The organism is Providencia sp. PROV048, assembly GCF_033688165.1.
GTDB lineage: Bacteria > Pseudomonadota > Gammaproteobacteria > Enterobacterales > Enterobacteriaceae > Providencia > Providencia hangzhouensis.
On the sequence record NZ_CP096360.1, the window covers coordinates 2,231,544 to 2,247,171 of the forward strand.

Genomic DNA, 15,628 nt, shown 5'->3' on the forward strand with positions numbered 1-15,628 from the left:
AATTAAAGCCCACCTTCAACTTAACAAGATTACCATATCAGTAAAATATATAAAAAAACAATTAAGATTAACTACAATTAACAACGCTCAAGATAATTTCACTATTAAAATATAAACCATCAAATCGATATTATACACAATCATTTTAAGATTATATTATGTTTACTTGTAATTATATTATATGCATGTAATTATTTGGATTCATTTCTACTTTCTACGAAGGCCATATATGAACAATTTCGAATTTTATAACCCCACTCGTATCATGTTTGGTGAAGGTAAAATCAGTGAACTTGACCGAGTTGTCCCTAAAAATGCTAAGGTTCTTATTTTATTTGGCGGTGAAAGTGCAAGAAAAACAGGAACCTTAAATGAAGTTGAGCAAGCTTTAGGATCTCGAACATTCGATCATTTTGGTGGAATTGAGGCCAATCCTCGCTATGAAACATTGATAAAAGCTGTCGATAAAATTGAAAAAGAAGGTTTCGATTTCTTGCTGGCGGTGGGTGGTGGCTCCGTCATTGATGGTGTTAAATTTATCGCAGCCGCGGTAAATTACCCAGGCGATAAATGGGAGGTGGTCACAAATAGAGGCTCGACTATAAAAACTGCGCTGCCCTTCGGTACAGTGTTAACATTACCTGCTACTGGTTCCGAAATGAACAAGGGTTCTGTAATTACTCGTGAAGAACTGCATTCTAAACTTGCTTTTATGAGCGACCATGTATTTCCTCAATTCTCTATTCTTGACCCAGTAAAAACCTATACTTTACCGACTCGCCAAATAAGTAATGGTGTTGTTGACGCTTTCGTTCATGTTATTGAACAATATTTGACTTACCCAGTGAATGCTTACGTACAAGATGCATTCGCAGAAGGCTTATTGAAAACATTAATAGAGATTGGACCTAAAGCGCTTGAGACTCCAAAAGATTATGATATTAGAGCCAATTTAATGTGGACAGCCACCTTGGCTTTAAATGGTTTAATTGGTGTTGGGGTACCACAAGACTGGTCTACTCACATGTTAGGCCATGAAATCACTGTGCTGTATGGTTTGGATCATGCACAAACACTCGCTATTGTTCTACCATCCATGCTGACGGAAAAATTAGCCCAAAAACAGGCCAAATTAGTGCAATATGCAGAACGAGTTTGGGGAATTACGTCAGGTCCTGACCAAGAGAAAGCATTAAAAGCCATTGAGTTAACTCGAGAGTTTTTTGAAAAAATGCAAGTGGGCACTCGTTTTAGTGACTACCAATTGACCCAAGAGGTTATTGAACCATTAGTTAATAGTTTAGCTGCACATAATATGGTGAAATTAGGTGAGCACCAAGATATTAGCTTAGATATTAGTCGTCGAGTTTATACGGCCGCTTTATAATCTCCACCTCTCTCGAAAAGGTGCATACATGCACCTTTTTCTTTTTTATCACCCAAAGTCCTTTTCCTTATAACTCATTTAAATTTATCGGTTATTATAACAGCATATAACGTTTAATTGGCTAGATTGTATTTCATATTGCCAGATTTTTAATTGAGAATGGCACATTAGCATCAGCAAAATATTGTTTTCAATTTTGAGCATTAATCACCATATCTCACCACTGTAAATTTAGGTATTTTATAGCTTACAGATAGTCCGAAACAAATATATAACAACAATTAATAAGTTAGGTTGTGAGCCATGTTATCTAGATTTAATATATCAAACAGTGCATTACTTGCATCGTCTCTGCTCTTAACGATTGGGCGTGGTGCAACATTGCCCTTCATGGCTATTTACCTAACCCGTGAATATGAAATGGCTATTGATATTGTCGGTGTTGCAATGTCAATGGCTATGGTGGTTGGTGTTTTATTTAGTATGGGCTTTGGTATGTTAGCAGACCGCGTTGATAAAAAACGCTGTATGCTATTCGCAGTTATCGCCTTTATTTGTGGGTTTATTGCGATACCTATCGTGAATAATGCTATTTTAGTCATTATTTTCTTTTCGTTAATAAATTGCTCTTATTCCGTATTCTCAACGGTACTAAAAGCCTATTTTGCAGATACCCTTACGGTTGCATTAAAAGCAAAAATATTTTCCTTAAATTATACCTTCATTAATATAGGCTGGACTATTGGTCCTCCCATTGGCACCTGGTTATTAATGTATAGTATTAGCTTACCATTCTATTTAGCTGCAATTTCAGCCGCTTTTCCAATCTTTTTTATACAACGGTTTGTACAGAGCATAAAACCGATACCATTAGAAGAAGGCCAGACCCGCAAATGGAACCCTGTCTCTATGCTACGAGACCAAGTGCTGGCATGGTTTATTTTATCAACTTTCTTAGGTTCATTAGTTTTTGGAACTTTTACCACTTGGATATCCCAATATGCCATCACCGTTGCTAACAGTGATTTTGCCCAAGTGGTTATCGGTGTTATTTTGCCCGTAAATGCTATTGTCGTAGTGACGTTACAATATACAGTCGGCAAACGTATCACTCCAGATAACTTAAGAAAATTGATGACATTAGGTAGTCTATTTTTTATTTTAGGGTTGGCAACCTTTATGTATGCCCATGAAAACTTATACCTATGGGCTCTTGGCGCCTTTATTTTTACTTTAGGTGAGTTAATCTACGCCCCTGGCGAATACATGTTAATTGATAGTATTGCTCCAGACGGAATGAAGGCCAGTTATTTTTCGGCTCAATCTTTAGGGCTACTTGGCGGTGCATTTAATCCGATGTTAACAGGAGTTGTATTAACTGAACTTCCCCCCTATTTTATTTTCATTATTCTTATGTTTATTACATTTTTAGCCTGGCTATCAATGCTAAATGGAATGCGTCTAAGAAAAAAACAATTATTAGTTACCCAATAGCATTTTTTCTCCACTGAAAAACATTTTCGGTGGAGAAAAATGACCAATCTACTGCCTTTTTATTCTCTGTCTTATCGGTAAAACTAAACAAATAGCTGAACTCAATAATACAATAGTCATGATTATAGAAACCTTAAGATAATTTTTCGAAATGAGTAAAGAAAATATTGGTAATGCAGATAATAAAATCAAGTTGTTAACACTCTCGGATATAGACAAGACAAAACCTTTATTCTCTGCACTTTGCCTTGCTAACATTGCGGTGCTTATCGGAGAGGCCAATCCTAACATCCCACCAATAGCAGTTAAGCATAATCCATGACCAATTAACGAAAGCCATCCACTAAGAAATAAGATAATCGTTACTATGATTATTAAAATAATGACCACGAGTTTTGTATTATTTGATACTTTAATTTTTTCAATTTTTGCAACTAAGCCATTACCAAATAATAATCCCATCCCAAATAATCCCATTAAGCTACCAACCTCCGCACTTTCTAAGTGGGATCGTTGCCTTAATATTTCACCTGCAAGCAAGAATATACAAACTGATACCCCATTCCATAAACCTTTCGCTAATATGAGTCTGGTAATACCTACATGTTTAATCACTTTAAAAGATAATTTTTTTCCGACAGTTTTTTGAGAGTGCGGCAGTGTAAATAGCCCTATAATGAATACGACTAAGCACCCTATCGCGGTATAAATAAAAGGGGCGTACCAAGCAAAATACTGGACTAATATCCCTGCAATGATTGGCCCCGTAATAATACCGACAGTCATTCCCACCATAATACTCCCCATTGCTGTAGCTTGTTTACTTTCACTAATTACATCAGCAATAAGTGCGAAGATAACGGGAACAAGTGCAGCAGAAGCCAATCCTCCGAAGCCCCTTAAAACAAGTGCAGTCAATAGATTAGGTGAAAAAATAATGACTAAACTATCGAGTGATAATAGCAAAAGAGCCATAAGCACAATTTTTCGTCTATCAATTCTATCTGATAAAAAACCAATAATAGGAGCTGCCAAGGTATAGGCCAACGCATAAGCCGATACCAACCACGTAATTTGGTCAGCTTGAACATGAAATACCGTTGCTAACGGCGATAAAATAGCCGACAACATAAATTCTGCGGTACCAACAAGGTATACCGCTACTGCCGACAAAAGCAGTAAGTAATGAGTAGAAGTCATAGTTTTCTCGTTTTGATATATATTGCATTATCCAATCAGTGCTTATGATTGGTATCGATATGGTTTTATTTAAAAAAAATTAGGGGAGTTTTTTGGCAGTGAGTAGCTAGTTGTAAGTAACGTTTAAATACTGGAAGTATTGAGATGATTAATTAAGGTAACAAACTGAAAGATAAGAGCGAATAGAGGTCTATTAAATCTTAAACTTTAATTAAATTCAAGAGATTCCTGCAAAGTTAAATATATATTAACAAATATTCCATCTTCTTAAATTTAGCAAAAATAATTACTATCTGATTTCCTTGTTCCTATGCATTTAATACGTAATATTACCCATTCAAATACACTAATTCCTGCGATTAATCGACTATTAGCCACTTCTATGTCAAAAAAAACTCTCATTATCTATTTTATAATGTACAAACAATAACATGATAGTTGCTTCCATATTTGGTTATTAAATCAATAGAATAGTTTATTTAATAATCACATTAAAGCATGTTTAGGCTAACGGAAGGTATATAAACATGAATATTATCACTCGGCTTAAATTCGTTTCATTTCTACAATTTTTTATCTGGGGATCATGGCTAGTTACTTTTGCATCTTACCTATTCAATACATTACATTTCAAAGGCGGTGAAATCGGCTTAATTTTTAGTACATTAGGTATCTCAGCCTTATGCTCACCGATTATCATCGGATTTATTGCAGATAAAATTGATAACAGAAAACTTGTATACACTACATCACATATCATTTCTGCTGTATTTCTAATCGTAATGGCTCATAGTGATTCAATAACCCTACTATTTATTGTGACATTAGTTCATCTAATGTTTTATATGCCGACTATTTCTGTTTGTAATAGTATTGTTTTTGAAATGTTGAGCGCTGAAAAGCTCGATTCTGATGTTTATTTTCCTAAAATACGCGTTTACGGTACCTTAGGCTTTATTGTCGCTATGTGGACAATTAGCTTATTAAAATTGGAAATGAGTTTTTATCAATTATATATTGGTGCTATTGCATCGATTGTACTCAGTATTTTTTCTATTTTCTTTATTTCAACACAGAGCTGTAAAATTGAGAGAAAAGAAGAAAAACCCAGTTTTAGTTGTCAAAATATTATTTTTCTCTTTAAAAAAGGACGAGTTGCAGTATTTCTATTCTTTGCCATGTTATTAGGCTCTGTTTTACAAATTACCAATACCTTTGGTGTTCCCTTTTTACAAGATATGGCATTAATGCCTGAAGCTAGAGGCTCGGTTTTTTCTGAATATCCCACAATCTTTTTATCAATATCGCAATTTTCAGAAATTATATTTATTTTGCTTTTACCGCTATTACTCAAAAAATTCAAAATTGAAGCTATCCTATTTATGAGTATGATCGCGTGGATTTTACGATTAGGTTTATTTGCTTACGGTGATTTCACTGTGATTGGTACTATCGCTTTATTTTTATCCATGGTTGTATACGGCTGTGCATTTGATTTCTTTAATATCGCGGGAGCACTATTCTTAGAAAAAGAAATTGCCCCCGAATTTCGTTCAACAGCACAAGGTGTATTCACCACATTAGTGAACGGTTTTGGCACATTTTTAGGCGCTGTATTATGTGGATGGGTTATCGAACTTAATACGGTCAATGGTGTGGTGGATTGGAAAACTTTCTGGATGATATTTACCGGCTACACTGCGAGTTTTACACTTCTCTATGTCATTTACTTGTTCTATCCTAAAAATAGTCAACCGAAAACTGCCATTCAATGACTCGTATTCCCCTTATTCATGAGCCATATATACAGAATAAGGGGGTTATATTATTTCAAATGTGTGATTTTGAAATAGTCATATTAGGGTTACTCTTCATTTTTAGTGCAATTTAATTATTATCTGCCTTATACTTCGCCTCTTTTAGCAATAACGCTTGTTTTCGGTCAATACCCCAACGGTAACCAGAAAGATCACCATTACTCCTAACAACACGGTGGCACGGTATTGCTACCGCTAACATATTTGCACCACAGGCATTAGCTACCGCTCTGACTGCACTAGGCTGGCCAATTTTTTCTGCAATATCACTGTAACTCTTTGTTTCCCCAACTGGGATATTACGTAAAGCTTGCCAGACGCGTTGTTGAAATGCAGTACCTTGAATGTCTAATGGTAAATTTAAACCAATTTCAGGCGCCTCAATAAAACCCACCACTTGAGCGACTAGTTGTTCAAAGTCGTCATTTCCTCCAATGAGCTCTGCGTTCGGGAATTTATCCTGTAAATTATTCAATAACTGCTCAGGGTCATCCCCTAACAAAATGGCGCAAACCCCTATCGGACTTTGTGCAACTAATAATGTTCCCAACGAGCAAACCGCAAGAGCAAAATAAATTTTACTGCCTCTTCCTCCTGATTTCCATTCACTCGGCGTCATGCCTAGTCGTTGAGATGAGGCTTCATAAAAGCGACTATTTGATTGATAACCTGCATCATAAATAGCATCCGTAATTCGTTTTTTTTCTTGAAGCTGTTGCTGCAATGTTTTATGGCGAAATGCATCCGCATATGCCTTTGGTGTTAACCCTGTCTGTGCTTTAAATAAACGATGTAAATGATAGCGACTCATACCAATATAATCAGCTAACTCTGCCAAGCTCACCGTTTGTTCCTGCTGCTCAATATAACGACAAGCCTTTTCAATTTGTTCTTGATAAAATTGGGTTAATTGTGACGTTTCTGTCCGAAAGCGTTTTCCAGCACAGTAGCCTTGTCCAATAGCTTGCTGTTCATTATCGAAAAACTCAACATTATCTCTATTTGGTAAACGCCCCGCCGCAGATGGATGGCAATAAATAGCAGAGGTTCTTACACCGTAAACAAAATGACCATCTGCGGATTTATTCCTTTCAACCACCGCTTGCCACCTCTGTTCTGGCGTTTTCCACAAATTTTTAGTTATCATCATGTCGCCCTTCGCTGGTTAATTACATTAATTATGACAAACTTCAGTCCTAAAAAACTCCGAACATTGCTTTTTAATTCTAGCTTTATCCGTCCAGCACAATGCCATAATTACATGAATTCCAATGTGTTATTGCGTTTATAAAAAGTACTCAACAAAAATTGAACCGCATTAGTATTATTTGTTTTTCAGCTCTTTTTGTGCAATGCATTTTTTAAATCCTGTTAACGTCATTCCTGTATGCCGTTTAAAGTAACGGCATAAATAAGATGTATCTTCAAAATTTAATTCATCAGCAATTTGCTTAATGGATAAATTACCAATTTCTAATAATGCTTTTATTTCTAAAATAACTTGCCTATCTATTAATACTTTTGGTGGGTCATTAAAAAAATTTTGACTAATTTTGGACAAGTAGAATGGTGTAATAGACAATTGTTCAGCATAAAATTTCACTTCTTTATGCTGCTTACAGTGAGTTGTAATTAAGTCCCAAAAACGCCAACAAAGCTGCTCTTGGCGGCTTTTATTTTCTGGTTTTATAGAAATGTGTTGTGCATGATTACTGATTTCTAAAAATAAATTTTGTAAATGGTTTTTTAATTGTAATACCCCATATTTACCCCAATTAGACACTATAGCTAAAAGAATGTAGCTCCAGCTTTCAAACAGTGCAACTTTTTCTAATGGAATTGAAATAACAGGAAAATCATTAAAAAAAGCAAATAATTGATTTGGTAATACATAGGCAATTTCTGTTGCTAGATTTTTATCAATCAACCAATATTCCAAACGAAATTTACGTGATTTGGCTTGCAGCATTGCAAAAGAATCATCGTATAAAATGATAATATCGTTTTTGCGTATCAGATGCCGTTTGAAATTAATATTGAAGACTCCATATCCTTGCTTGCATACACAAACCGCCACATAAGATGTTTTAATCGGTTTAAATTGCATCTCTTCCATATTACTTTCACCAATCCGTATGGCTTCAGGTAAATCAATTTGATAATTTTTTAAATGCTGCATGATTGTTGTGTTTTGATTTGCTTCATATAACGCATATCATAACAAAAAAGTTGTCATAAGTACCCATAATGTACAAGTTATGCCCTTATTTTATTTCCATAAATACCTAAAATAGCTTTCAAGTTAGGAGATGCCATAATGAGGAGATGATAAAATGGTACTTACAACAAATAGGTTAGTATTGCGTCCTTGGCAAGAAACAGATGCCGCTGATTTATATTTCTATGCAAAAGATGAAAGAATTGGCCCAATCGCAGGTTGGCCTGCACACAAAAGCGAAGAAGAGAGTCTTTCTATCATCAAGAATATTTTTATGCGTGATGAAATTTACGCTGTAACGTTAAAAAATGAGAACCAAGCTATTGGCTTGATTGGTTTATCATTCAGCCATGAAAGTAATTTTTCTATTGGTGAAAATGATGCAGAAGTTAGCTATTGGATAGGTGTACCGTTCTGGGGAAAAGGCCTTATACCAGAGTCAATTGACGCCATCATGCACCATGCATTCACTAATTTGAAATTAGATAATTTATGGTGTGGTTACTTTCAAGGTAACGAACAATCTAAAATTGCCCAAGAAAAATGCGGCTTCAAATACTATGCAACTCTTGAACCACAATTTATTGAATTAATTGGTGAAACTAAGACAGAAGATATTAGTAAAATAACGGCTAAAGAGTGGCAAGCTCGACAGTAATATTTGATTCTATCTATACATATGGCCAACATTTATCTGTTTGGCCTTTTTCTTATTAATTTATTGTCACAACCCATTTCAAACTACATAAAATTATTCTACCGTGTTCCTATTAATGCTATGATTTTTCAATAATTATAAAATTCATATTTTCTCTCAGATCACAGGTAAACACATGCAGGACTATGGTATTTGGACCGTTATCACTCCCATTGTGACTATAATATTGGCGATATTAACTCGCCAAGTCATGCTTTCATTAATGTTAGGAATACTCGTTGGTTTTACTGTCATTCATGACCACAACGTATTATTAGGTGTTCAAGGTACCGTTGATGGTATTATTGATACGTTTTCATCTGCAGGAAATACGCGAACAATTGTCTTTATGGTTATGATCGGTGGGATCATGAGGCTTGTTGTGGTTACCGGTGGTGTTCGTGCGTTAGTTCAGTTACTTACCAATAAGACAAAATTAATTAAAAACCGTAAATCTACCCAGTTGCTTGCTATTATCATTACTTCTCTTATTTTTATTGAAAGCTCAATTAACCAATTAGTCGCCGGCGCCTCAACTAAAAATCTAGCACGGCAATATGGTGTTGCCCCTGAAAAAATGTCCTATATTATCCAAACAGCGTGTGTTTCTGTTTGTTCCTCCGCCATCATCAATGGTTGGGGAGCGGTAATAATGGGGTTAATTGGGGTACAAATATCCCAAGGACTGATTCAAGGCGAGCCTTTTGATATTTTAATTACGTCGATTGGCTACAATTTAATGGCATGGCTATCCATTATAACTATCCTATTCTATGTATTTACTAACATTTCATGGGGTCCCATGAAAAAAGCAGAAGATACATACCGACAAAATTTTATTGCTGGGAATATTTCTCAATTACAAAGCCAAGAGAACGAAGACGAGATTATTGATCACCCTAATGCTCATTCTTCATTAAACTTCTTTATACCTATTTTATCTACGGTATTAATGGTCCCTATCGCACTATACATCACAGGTGACGGTGACTTTAGCAAAGGAAGCGGTTCGACCTCCGTATATTGGGGAGTCATGTTTGGTACCGTGGTATCTTTCTGTTGGTTTATCGGTCGACGGCTACTAAATATTGATGCGTTCTTTAAAGAGTTATTTATCGGCTACGCCAATATGCTAAAAATTAGCTCCATTATGATTTTAGCATTCTTAATGGGTAATGTTTCTGCTGAGTTAAACACAGGCGCTTATATTGCTGAAGTCACTCAAGGCGTTATGGCTCCAGGTTTTTCTATTGGTTTTATCTTTATAATTAGCGCCATTATGTCTTTAGCAACAGGTACCTCTTGGGGAACTTTCGCAATAATGATCCCTATCGGAGTTCAATTAGGTTTATCTGTAGGAATGCCTGTGGAATATATGATTGGTGCAGCAATTTCTGGCTCAATATTTGGCGATATGACCTCCCCAATTTCTGCGGATGCTATTGTTGCTTCAATGGCGACAGACTGCGAACATATTGAGCATATTCGTACTCAAATGCCTTATGCGTTAGTAACTGCCAGTATTGTTCTTGCTATTTACCTTTACCTTGGTTTTTCTTATTAATTATTGGGAGTTTAGATGTCTATCCAACAACAACTAACACAGTACGCAAAAATAGATTTACTTAACTCGTCGACTCCACTTAATCGATTGAATAATTTATCGCATAAGTTTGGTCGTGAGATTTATATAAAACGTGATGATATGACTCCCCTTGCTATGGGGGGAAATAAACTGCGTAAACTAGAATTTTTAATGGCTGATGCATTAGCCAAAAAAGCAAAAATTATTGTTACCGCGGGGGCAATTCAATCAAACCATGTCCGCCAAACTGCAGCTGTTGCTGCCATGTATGGGCTTGAATGCGTTGCGTTATTAGAAAATCCAATTAAAAGTGATAACCCTAACTTTCTGCATAATGGTAATAAATTATTAACTGACTTATTTTCCACCCGTTGTGTGATGTGTGATGAATTAACCGACCCACAATCCCAAATGGAAGCGCTAATTAAAACACTTTCTCTTAAAGATGCCTATATTGTCCCTGTGGGTGGGTCAAATACATTAGGTGCTTTAGGCTATGTCCAATGCGCTATTGAGATAGCTCAACAGAAGCCAGAACATATTGAATTTGATAAAATTATTGTTGCTTCAGGAAGTGCTGGAACCCATGCAGGGCTTGCTATTGGTTTACAGGAATTACTACCACAGAGCCAAGTAATTGGCGTGACAGTGTCACGAAAGCAACAAGACCAAGCCCCTAAAGTTGAAAAATTGCAATCCGAACTGGCTCAATGGTTGGGTCTAGCTAAAACACCTGAAGTACAATTATGGGATAACTTTTTTGCTCCCATGTATGGAATGCCAAACCAAAAAGGCCTCGCCGCAATCAACTTATTAGCGCGGCAAGAAGGTATTTTATTAGACCCAGTTTATACCGGTAAAGCCATGGCTGGGTTAATTGACTACTTGGAAAGATCTGAAGAAAAAACTCCCGTTCTGTTTATTCATACGGGTGGAGCCCAAGCATTATTTGCTTACTCAGATATTAGCCAAACAATTAAATAATCATCATCAGATAAAAGGGCTAAATAGTCCTTTTATCTTCTCTCTAATACCAAAAATGCTCTACTTTTCCTCTTCTATGACATTTATCAATTGATTGCTATACACTGATAAAGCACAGGAGAAAACATTTATGAACCAAGTTCCCCATATACTAAGAAAAGCAACGAAACACGACGCGTTATTGCTACATGAAATAGGTACGGAAAGTTATTTGCATCATTTTGCTACATTATGAAATAGCCAAAATGAACTTAACACATATTTAAATCAAGAATACAGCACAACTAAAATCACTGAGGACCTTAATCAACAGCATATTGATTGGTATATTATTGAAAATACGAGCCCAATCGGTTTAGTAAAACTAACCTATCACTCCTGTATACCTGAAACTAATTTAGTTGGTACTTTGTTAAATAAGCTTTACTTTTCTCCTGGCGCTACAGGTAAAGGTTATGGAAAAACCGTATTTAAATTTATTGAAGCGCTCGCAAAACAACAAGATGACTCTTTGCTATGGCTAGATGTTCTCGCAAGTAACACTCGAGCAATGGCATTTTATCAGTCAAACGATATGCATATTCTAAAAGAAATGTTATTTACAAGCGAAACTCAGCAATCTCTTGAATATATTATGAGCAAAACACTTTAACTGAATATATTGTCACTATAGGATATTCATGAAAAATACAATTCTTATTACTGGTGCGACGGGCCAGGTTGGTCATTACCTTATCCAATCATTATAGAACAAAGGCTATCATGATATTGTTTTAGCGGTTAGAGATCCTGCTAAGTTGAAAAACACACCTTATCGAACTGTTGTTATGGATTATGATAAGCCAGATACTATTGAAACCGCTTTACAGGGTATAGATTCCGTTTTCATGATGACGGGCTATACCATTGATATGCTTGTACAAAGTAAGATCTTCGTTGATATTGCAAAAAAATCGGCCGTGAAATATATCGTGCACTTAGGTGCCTGTGGGGACGGTAGCGCTCAAGTGGCCCATTGGGCATGGCACCAGCTTATTGAACGCTATATTGAATGGTCAGGAATACAATTTACTCACCTTCGCCCCGAATCTTATATGCAAAACTTACTGGGTTATCAAGGGGATGAAAACTTACAAAAAGGAGTCTTGCGCTCTTATTTTGGCAATGCGGTACTCAGTTGGGTAGACTGTGCCGATGTTGCTGAACTAGCGGCTTATTGCTTACTTAATCCGCAACAACATGCAGACCAAATTTATCGTCTTGGTTATGAAAACAAAAACTACACACAAATAGCTGAATTATTAACAGAACAATTGGGGATCCCTTTCAGCTATCAGGCAGAAAATCCCAATCAGTTTTGGCAACATGCCGTTAAAAATAATTTAGAACTCGCTTATATGAAAAGTATCTATGACCATTATGTCGCTTTTACCAATGGGGAATTAGACCGTTCAGGAATAATTTTTGATAATTTTCAAACTATAACGGGTAAAGCGCCAACATCACTAAAAGAATTTATTTTAAAACATCAAGAAAAATTCAAATAAACTTAAAATAGGCCTCTAATTTGGCCTATTTTTATATTATTTTTTATTCGCAATAAGTATTCCCAAAAAATTAATATTCCGCCAATAAAGGTCACTGTACTGAGTTGCTCATTAAGAAATAAAGTTCCCACAATAACCGCACTCAGCGGATTTAGTGCAATAAATACCCCTGCACCCGCAGCCACTAATGGTGAACCCCCTTAGCCCACCAGTTAAGCGTAGTATTGCTTTTGCTGTTATTAACGAGAACCAAGCATCACCGGCAACAAAGGCATTTTTACAAATTACCAAAAAACTATATTCGTGATCAGTCAGTGCTATTCAGCAATTGGTAAGTGATCACGTATAAATATTGCTCGTTTGGGTAAATCTCTTTGATAAGTGCTTTCAACGTCTCTAGACTCATGGCTTCTTGCTTAGCGTGGTATTCAGAAATGTCATCATAAGAAATGGGCTCTACCGACAATATTTTAATATCAGTATAATATTTCCCTGTTTCTAACGCATATACCTTCACAATACTCCCAGGAACATAATCGCTCTCGCTTTTATCACGAATAGTGATAATTTTTTTACCGGAAACCACCAATGGAAGTAAACGCTCAAAAAAGGTTATCGTGTCTGGTGCGTTATTCATAATAATTCTCTTATTTTTATACAATCTCTTTTCTAGGAAGACCTATTTTCTTATAAATCCAATAAATTGCAATAAAATGGTTCTTTTTGTGCTTTCAATTATACGAACACTATAGCGATCATTCCGTTTTATATACAATCAGGCCATAAAAAGATTATCTACGTCTATAAACTGAGTACACATAATGGATAACAATGAAAATTTGTTCTATCAACAAGAATACTATTTTTGGTCTGCAATAAGTGCAAATACGGTGAAAATTAGCAACCAAACTAGTGCTTATTTTTCTGAGCTACCATTGCCTATATTTAATTATATTTACCTCCACCAAGGCGCACTCATTTCAGATTACGAGAAGGCCGAAGCGCTATTCAAACAACAAGCTAAGCCTTATGCACTGGTTGTTCATGACCAAATACTTTCACTATTTGAGTCAGAAATAATAACACGGAGATTAGTCTTTGATGGTGAATCAACCGCAATGATTTTGCCACAAGGGGCTCTGTCTCAATACAATTCACCACCACCGCTTAATACTGATTTTCAGATAATACAGAGTAATGATCGACTCGAAGATTGGGCTCAGCCGTTAATTACAGCATTCCCTGTCGATTCTGATACAGATGAAAGTGACTCAACTGTTACTGACGAGTATATTCGTTATCACCAAAGAGCACTTGATAAACAAACTAATATGGTGCATTTAGTCTTATTTGCTGATCAGCAACCAGTCTCAACCTTAACTATGACATTTAATAATGAAACAGCTCGACTTGATGATATTGGTACTGATATTCAATACCAAGGTAAAGGGCTCGCGACTTCACTTATTAAACATGCGCTATACCTTTGCCATCAACAAGGGATTAAACAGTGTGTATTGGAGTCATCCAGTGAAGGGTTATCTATCTACAAAAAACTGGGTTTTGAACCTATTTTTAATTACTACAGCTATATTTCGGAGTGATTTTATTGAATGCATCTTAATAATCAAGATGCATTTTACTTTACCTAAAAAAATAAGGTTTAATGTAATCACTAATCGCAAAACTACACCTAGTGACACAATCATGGGGATTAATATAATGATAACTCCCAGTATATTTATTTTGTCACCGTTTGGTACCAATGCTGAATATCTGTCACAATTTGTTCAGTGTGCAACTGCCCATCTTTATCTTTGAAATAATGGTCTAAATCTTCATAAGAACGGTAACTAACATGGGTATTACGAACTTGTTTCATCATATTATCTGTACCATGAGCATCCACGTTGGTATCCGCCATCGTTTGTATCACCAAATGTGGGGTTTTAACTGACTGGATAAGTTTTAAATTGTCAATGGTGAGCATCTCATACCACCATTTCGAGCCATGGCCGCTGACAAATTGGTCGTTATTTAATTGCTTTTGTTTTAGCGCTTCTGCAAATTGTTTAAAACCTTCCTTTGAGTTAGCAATTTCTTCTTTAGGTGTATTATTTTCAATACTATATAGAACATCATTAATGAAGTATTGGCCGCCAACATTCAATGCAACGGATGCGGTAATAAAGTTTTCTTGTGCAACAATTAAATTAGTTACCAGCGCACCTTCACTTCCGCCTAATAGCACTATGTGTTGGTAATCATTTTTTAATTGCTTTAATACTGCTACATAATTATTGGCGCGTTCTAATGGCGAGTCTTTCGACATGTAGTCAACAGGACATTCTTCTTCTGAAGCTTCTTCGCCATTAACCCCCACTTGGCTGTTTAATCCTGTTTTTTCAACTAATAAAATATCATTATGAGGAAATACAGCCCCGAAATTTTTCAACATATTGGGGTTATTAATGACGCTTTTACAATCTGAGCCTTGTAATAAAACTAATAAATCCTTTGATTTTTTGGCTTGTTTTTGGATTAAATAATAATTTATATCTTTGCCTGTAAAGTGCATAGTTTGCATACTCACAGGTAAATTCTGTGCAAATACACTTAATGGATAAATTGAAAACAACAAAGGCGTAATTTTTAGTTTCATTGCACACTCATCATGTTCTATAAGGACCTTTCGACGA

15 protein-coding genes are annotated in these 15,628 nt (G+C 35.8%); 9 read left to right on the forward strand and 6 right to left on the reverse strand.

The features are described from left to right. Window positions 1-229: 229 nt before the first annotated feature. A complete protein-coding gene (locus M1F26_RS09725) occupies window positions 230-1,387 on the forward strand; it encodes an iron-containing alcohol dehydrogenase (RefSeq protein ID WP_140172488.1) in 1,158 nt (385 codons plus the stop codon). 303 nt (window positions 1,388-1,690) lie between these two features. Then, window positions 1,691-2,881, forward strand: a complete 1,191-nt coding sequence (gene ydeE / locus M1F26_RS09730; protein WP_140172487.1) for an efflux MFS transporter YdeE — start codon at window positions 1,691-1,693, stop codon at window positions 2,879-2,881. A 48-nt stretch (window positions 2,882-2,929) separates the two neighbouring features. Here the strand turns inward: ydeE and M1F26_RS09735 are convergent, their stop codons facing one another. Next, the gene (locus M1F26_RS09735; RefSeq protein WP_140172486.1) at window positions 2,930-4,081 is read right to left on the reverse strand and encodes an MFS transporter; all 1,152 of its coding nucleotides are present in this window, start codon (window positions 4,079-4,081) and stop codon (window positions 2,930-2,932) included. A gap of 527 nt (window positions 4,082-4,608) precedes the next feature. On the opposite strand from M1F26_RS09735, the gene M1F26_RS09740 reads away from it, so the two are divergent. Continuing rightward, window positions 4,609-5,856 carry an MFS transporter gene (locus M1F26_RS09740; RefSeq protein ID WP_140172485.1) on the forward strand — a complete coding sequence of 416 codons (1,248 nt, stop codon included), beginning with the start codon at window positions 4,609-4,611 and terminating at the stop codon, window positions 5,854-5,856. A gap of 112 nt (window positions 5,857-5,968) precedes the next feature. On the opposite strand, the gene ada is transcribed toward M1F26_RS09740, so the two are convergent. Next, on the reverse strand, window positions 5,969-7,045 hold the full coding sequence (ada, locus tag M1F26_RS09745; protein WP_200129123.1) for a bifunctional DNA-binding transcriptional regulator/O6-methylguanine-DNA methyltransferase Ada: 1,077 nt from the start codon (window positions 7,043-7,045) through the stop codon (window positions 5,969-5,971). A 177-nt stretch (window positions 7,046-7,222) separates the two neighbouring features. Then, window positions 7,223-8,077 carry a helix-turn-helix domain-containing protein gene (locus M1F26_RS09750; protein WP_140172484.1) on the reverse strand — a complete coding sequence of 285 codons (855 nt, stop codon included), beginning with the start codon at window positions 8,075-8,077 and terminating at the stop codon, window positions 7,223-7,225. Window positions 8,078-8,231: 154 nt separating this feature from the next. On the opposite strand from M1F26_RS09750, the gene M1F26_RS09755 reads away from it, so the two are divergent. The 5 genes from M1F26_RS09755 (at window position 8,232) to M1F26_RS09775 (ending at window position 12,929) form a co-directional block, all read left to right on the forward strand. Continuing rightward, entirely contained in the window at window positions 8,232-8,774 is a 543-nt protein-coding gene (locus M1F26_RS09755; RefSeq protein ID WP_140172483.1) for a GNAT family N-acetyltransferase, read from the forward strand. A gap of 175 nt (window positions 8,775-8,949) precedes the next feature. After that, window positions 8,950-10,377, forward strand: a complete 1,428-nt coding sequence (locus M1F26_RS09760) for a Na+/H+ antiporter NhaC family protein (RefSeq protein ID WP_140172482.1) — start codon at window positions 8,950-8,952, stop codon at window positions 10,375-10,377. 15 nt (window positions 10,378-10,392) lie between these two features. Next, entirely contained in the window at window positions 10,393-11,382 is a 990-nt protein-coding gene (locus M1F26_RS09765; protein WP_140172481.1) for a D-cysteine desulfhydrase, read from the forward strand. A 349-nt stretch (window positions 11,383-11,731) separates the two neighbouring features. After that, entirely contained in the window at window positions 11,732-12,034 is a 303-nt protein-coding gene (locus tag M1F26_RS09770; RefSeq protein ID WP_336431782.1) for a GNAT family N-acetyltransferase, read from the forward strand. A gap of 145 nt (window positions 12,035-12,179) precedes the next feature. After that, window positions 12,180-12,929 carry an NmrA family NAD(P)-binding protein gene (locus tag M1F26_RS09775; protein WP_200129124.1) on the forward strand — a complete coding sequence of 250 codons (750 nt, stop codon included), beginning with the start codon at window positions 12,180-12,182 and terminating at the stop codon, window positions 12,927-12,929. 2 nt (window positions 12,930-12,931) lie between these two features. On the opposite strand, the gene M1F26_RS09780 is transcribed toward M1F26_RS09775, so the two are convergent. Continuing rightward, complete coding sequence (locus tag M1F26_RS09780) at window positions 12,932-13,114, reverse strand: hypothetical protein (protein ID WP_094960585.1); 183 nt, start codon at window positions 13,112-13,114, stop codon at window positions 12,932-12,934. A 122-nt stretch (window positions 13,115-13,236) separates the two neighbouring features. After that, entirely contained in the window at window positions 13,237-13,566 is a 330-nt protein-coding gene (yqfB, locus tag M1F26_RS09785) for a N(4)-acetylcytidine aminohydrolase (RefSeq protein WP_140172480.1), read from the reverse strand. 184 nt (window positions 13,567-13,750) lie between these two features. Between yqfB and M1F26_RS09790 the strand changes: the two genes are divergently transcribed. Continuing rightward, window positions 13,751-14,533, forward strand: coding sequence for a GNAT family N-acetyltransferase (locus M1F26_RS09790; RefSeq protein WP_140172479.1), 783 nt, complete (start codon window positions 13,751-13,753; stop codon window positions 14,531-14,533). A 137-nt stretch (window positions 14,534-14,670) separates the two neighbouring features. Here M1F26_RS09790 and M1F26_RS09795 read toward each other — a convergent pair whose 3' ends face one another. Continuing rightward, window positions 14,671-15,591, reverse strand: a complete 921-nt coding sequence (locus tag M1F26_RS09795) for an alpha/beta hydrolase family protein (protein ID WP_140172478.1) — start codon at window positions 15,589-15,591, stop codon at window positions 14,671-14,673. Window positions 15,592-15,628 lie beyond the last annotated feature (37 nt).

Coding starts and splice junctions, on each gene's coding strand:
- M1F26_RS09760 (WP_140172482.1), top strand. CDS start 8,950: ATGCAGGACTATGGTATTTGGACCGTTATCACTCCCATTGTGACTATA.
- ydeE (WP_140172487.1), top strand. CDS start 1,691: ATGTTATCTAGATTTAATATATCAAACAGTGCATTACTTGCATCGTCT.
- M1F26_RS09790 (WP_140172479.1), top strand. CDS start 13,751: ATGGATAACAATGAAAATTTGTTCTATCAACAAGAATACTATTTTTGG.
- M1F26_RS09755 (WP_140172483.1), top strand. CDS start 8,232: ATGGTACTTACAACAAATAGGTTAGTATTGCGTCCTTGGCAAGAAACA.
- M1F26_RS09725 (WP_140172488.1), top strand. CDS start 230: ATGAACAATTTCGAATTTTATAACCCCACTCGTATCATGTTTGGTGAA.
- M1F26_RS09740 (WP_140172485.1), top strand. CDS start 4,609: ATGAATATTATCACTCGGCTTAAATTCGTTTCATTTCTACAATTTTTT.
- ada (WP_200129123.1), bottom strand. CDS start 7,045: ATGATAACTAAAAATTTGTGGAAAACGCCAGAACAGAGGTGGCAAGCG.
- M1F26_RS09795 (WP_140172478.1), bottom strand. CDS start 15,591: ATGAAACTAAAAATTACGCCTTTGTTGTTTTCAATTTATCCATTAAGT.
- M1F26_RS09735 (WP_140172486.1), bottom strand. CDS start 4,081: ATGACTTCTACTCATTACTTACTGCTTTTGTCGGCAGTAGCGGTATAC.
- M1F26_RS09750 (WP_140172484.1), bottom strand. CDS start 8,077: ATGCAGCATTTAAAAAATTATCAAATTGATTTACCTGAAGCCATACGG.
- yqfB (WP_140172480.1), bottom strand. CDS start 13,566: ATGAATAACGCACCAGACACGATAACCTTTTTTGAGCGTTTACTTCCA.
- M1F26_RS09765 (WP_140172481.1), top strand. CDS start 10,393: ATGTCTATCCAACAACAACTAACACAGTACGCAAAAATAGATTTACTT.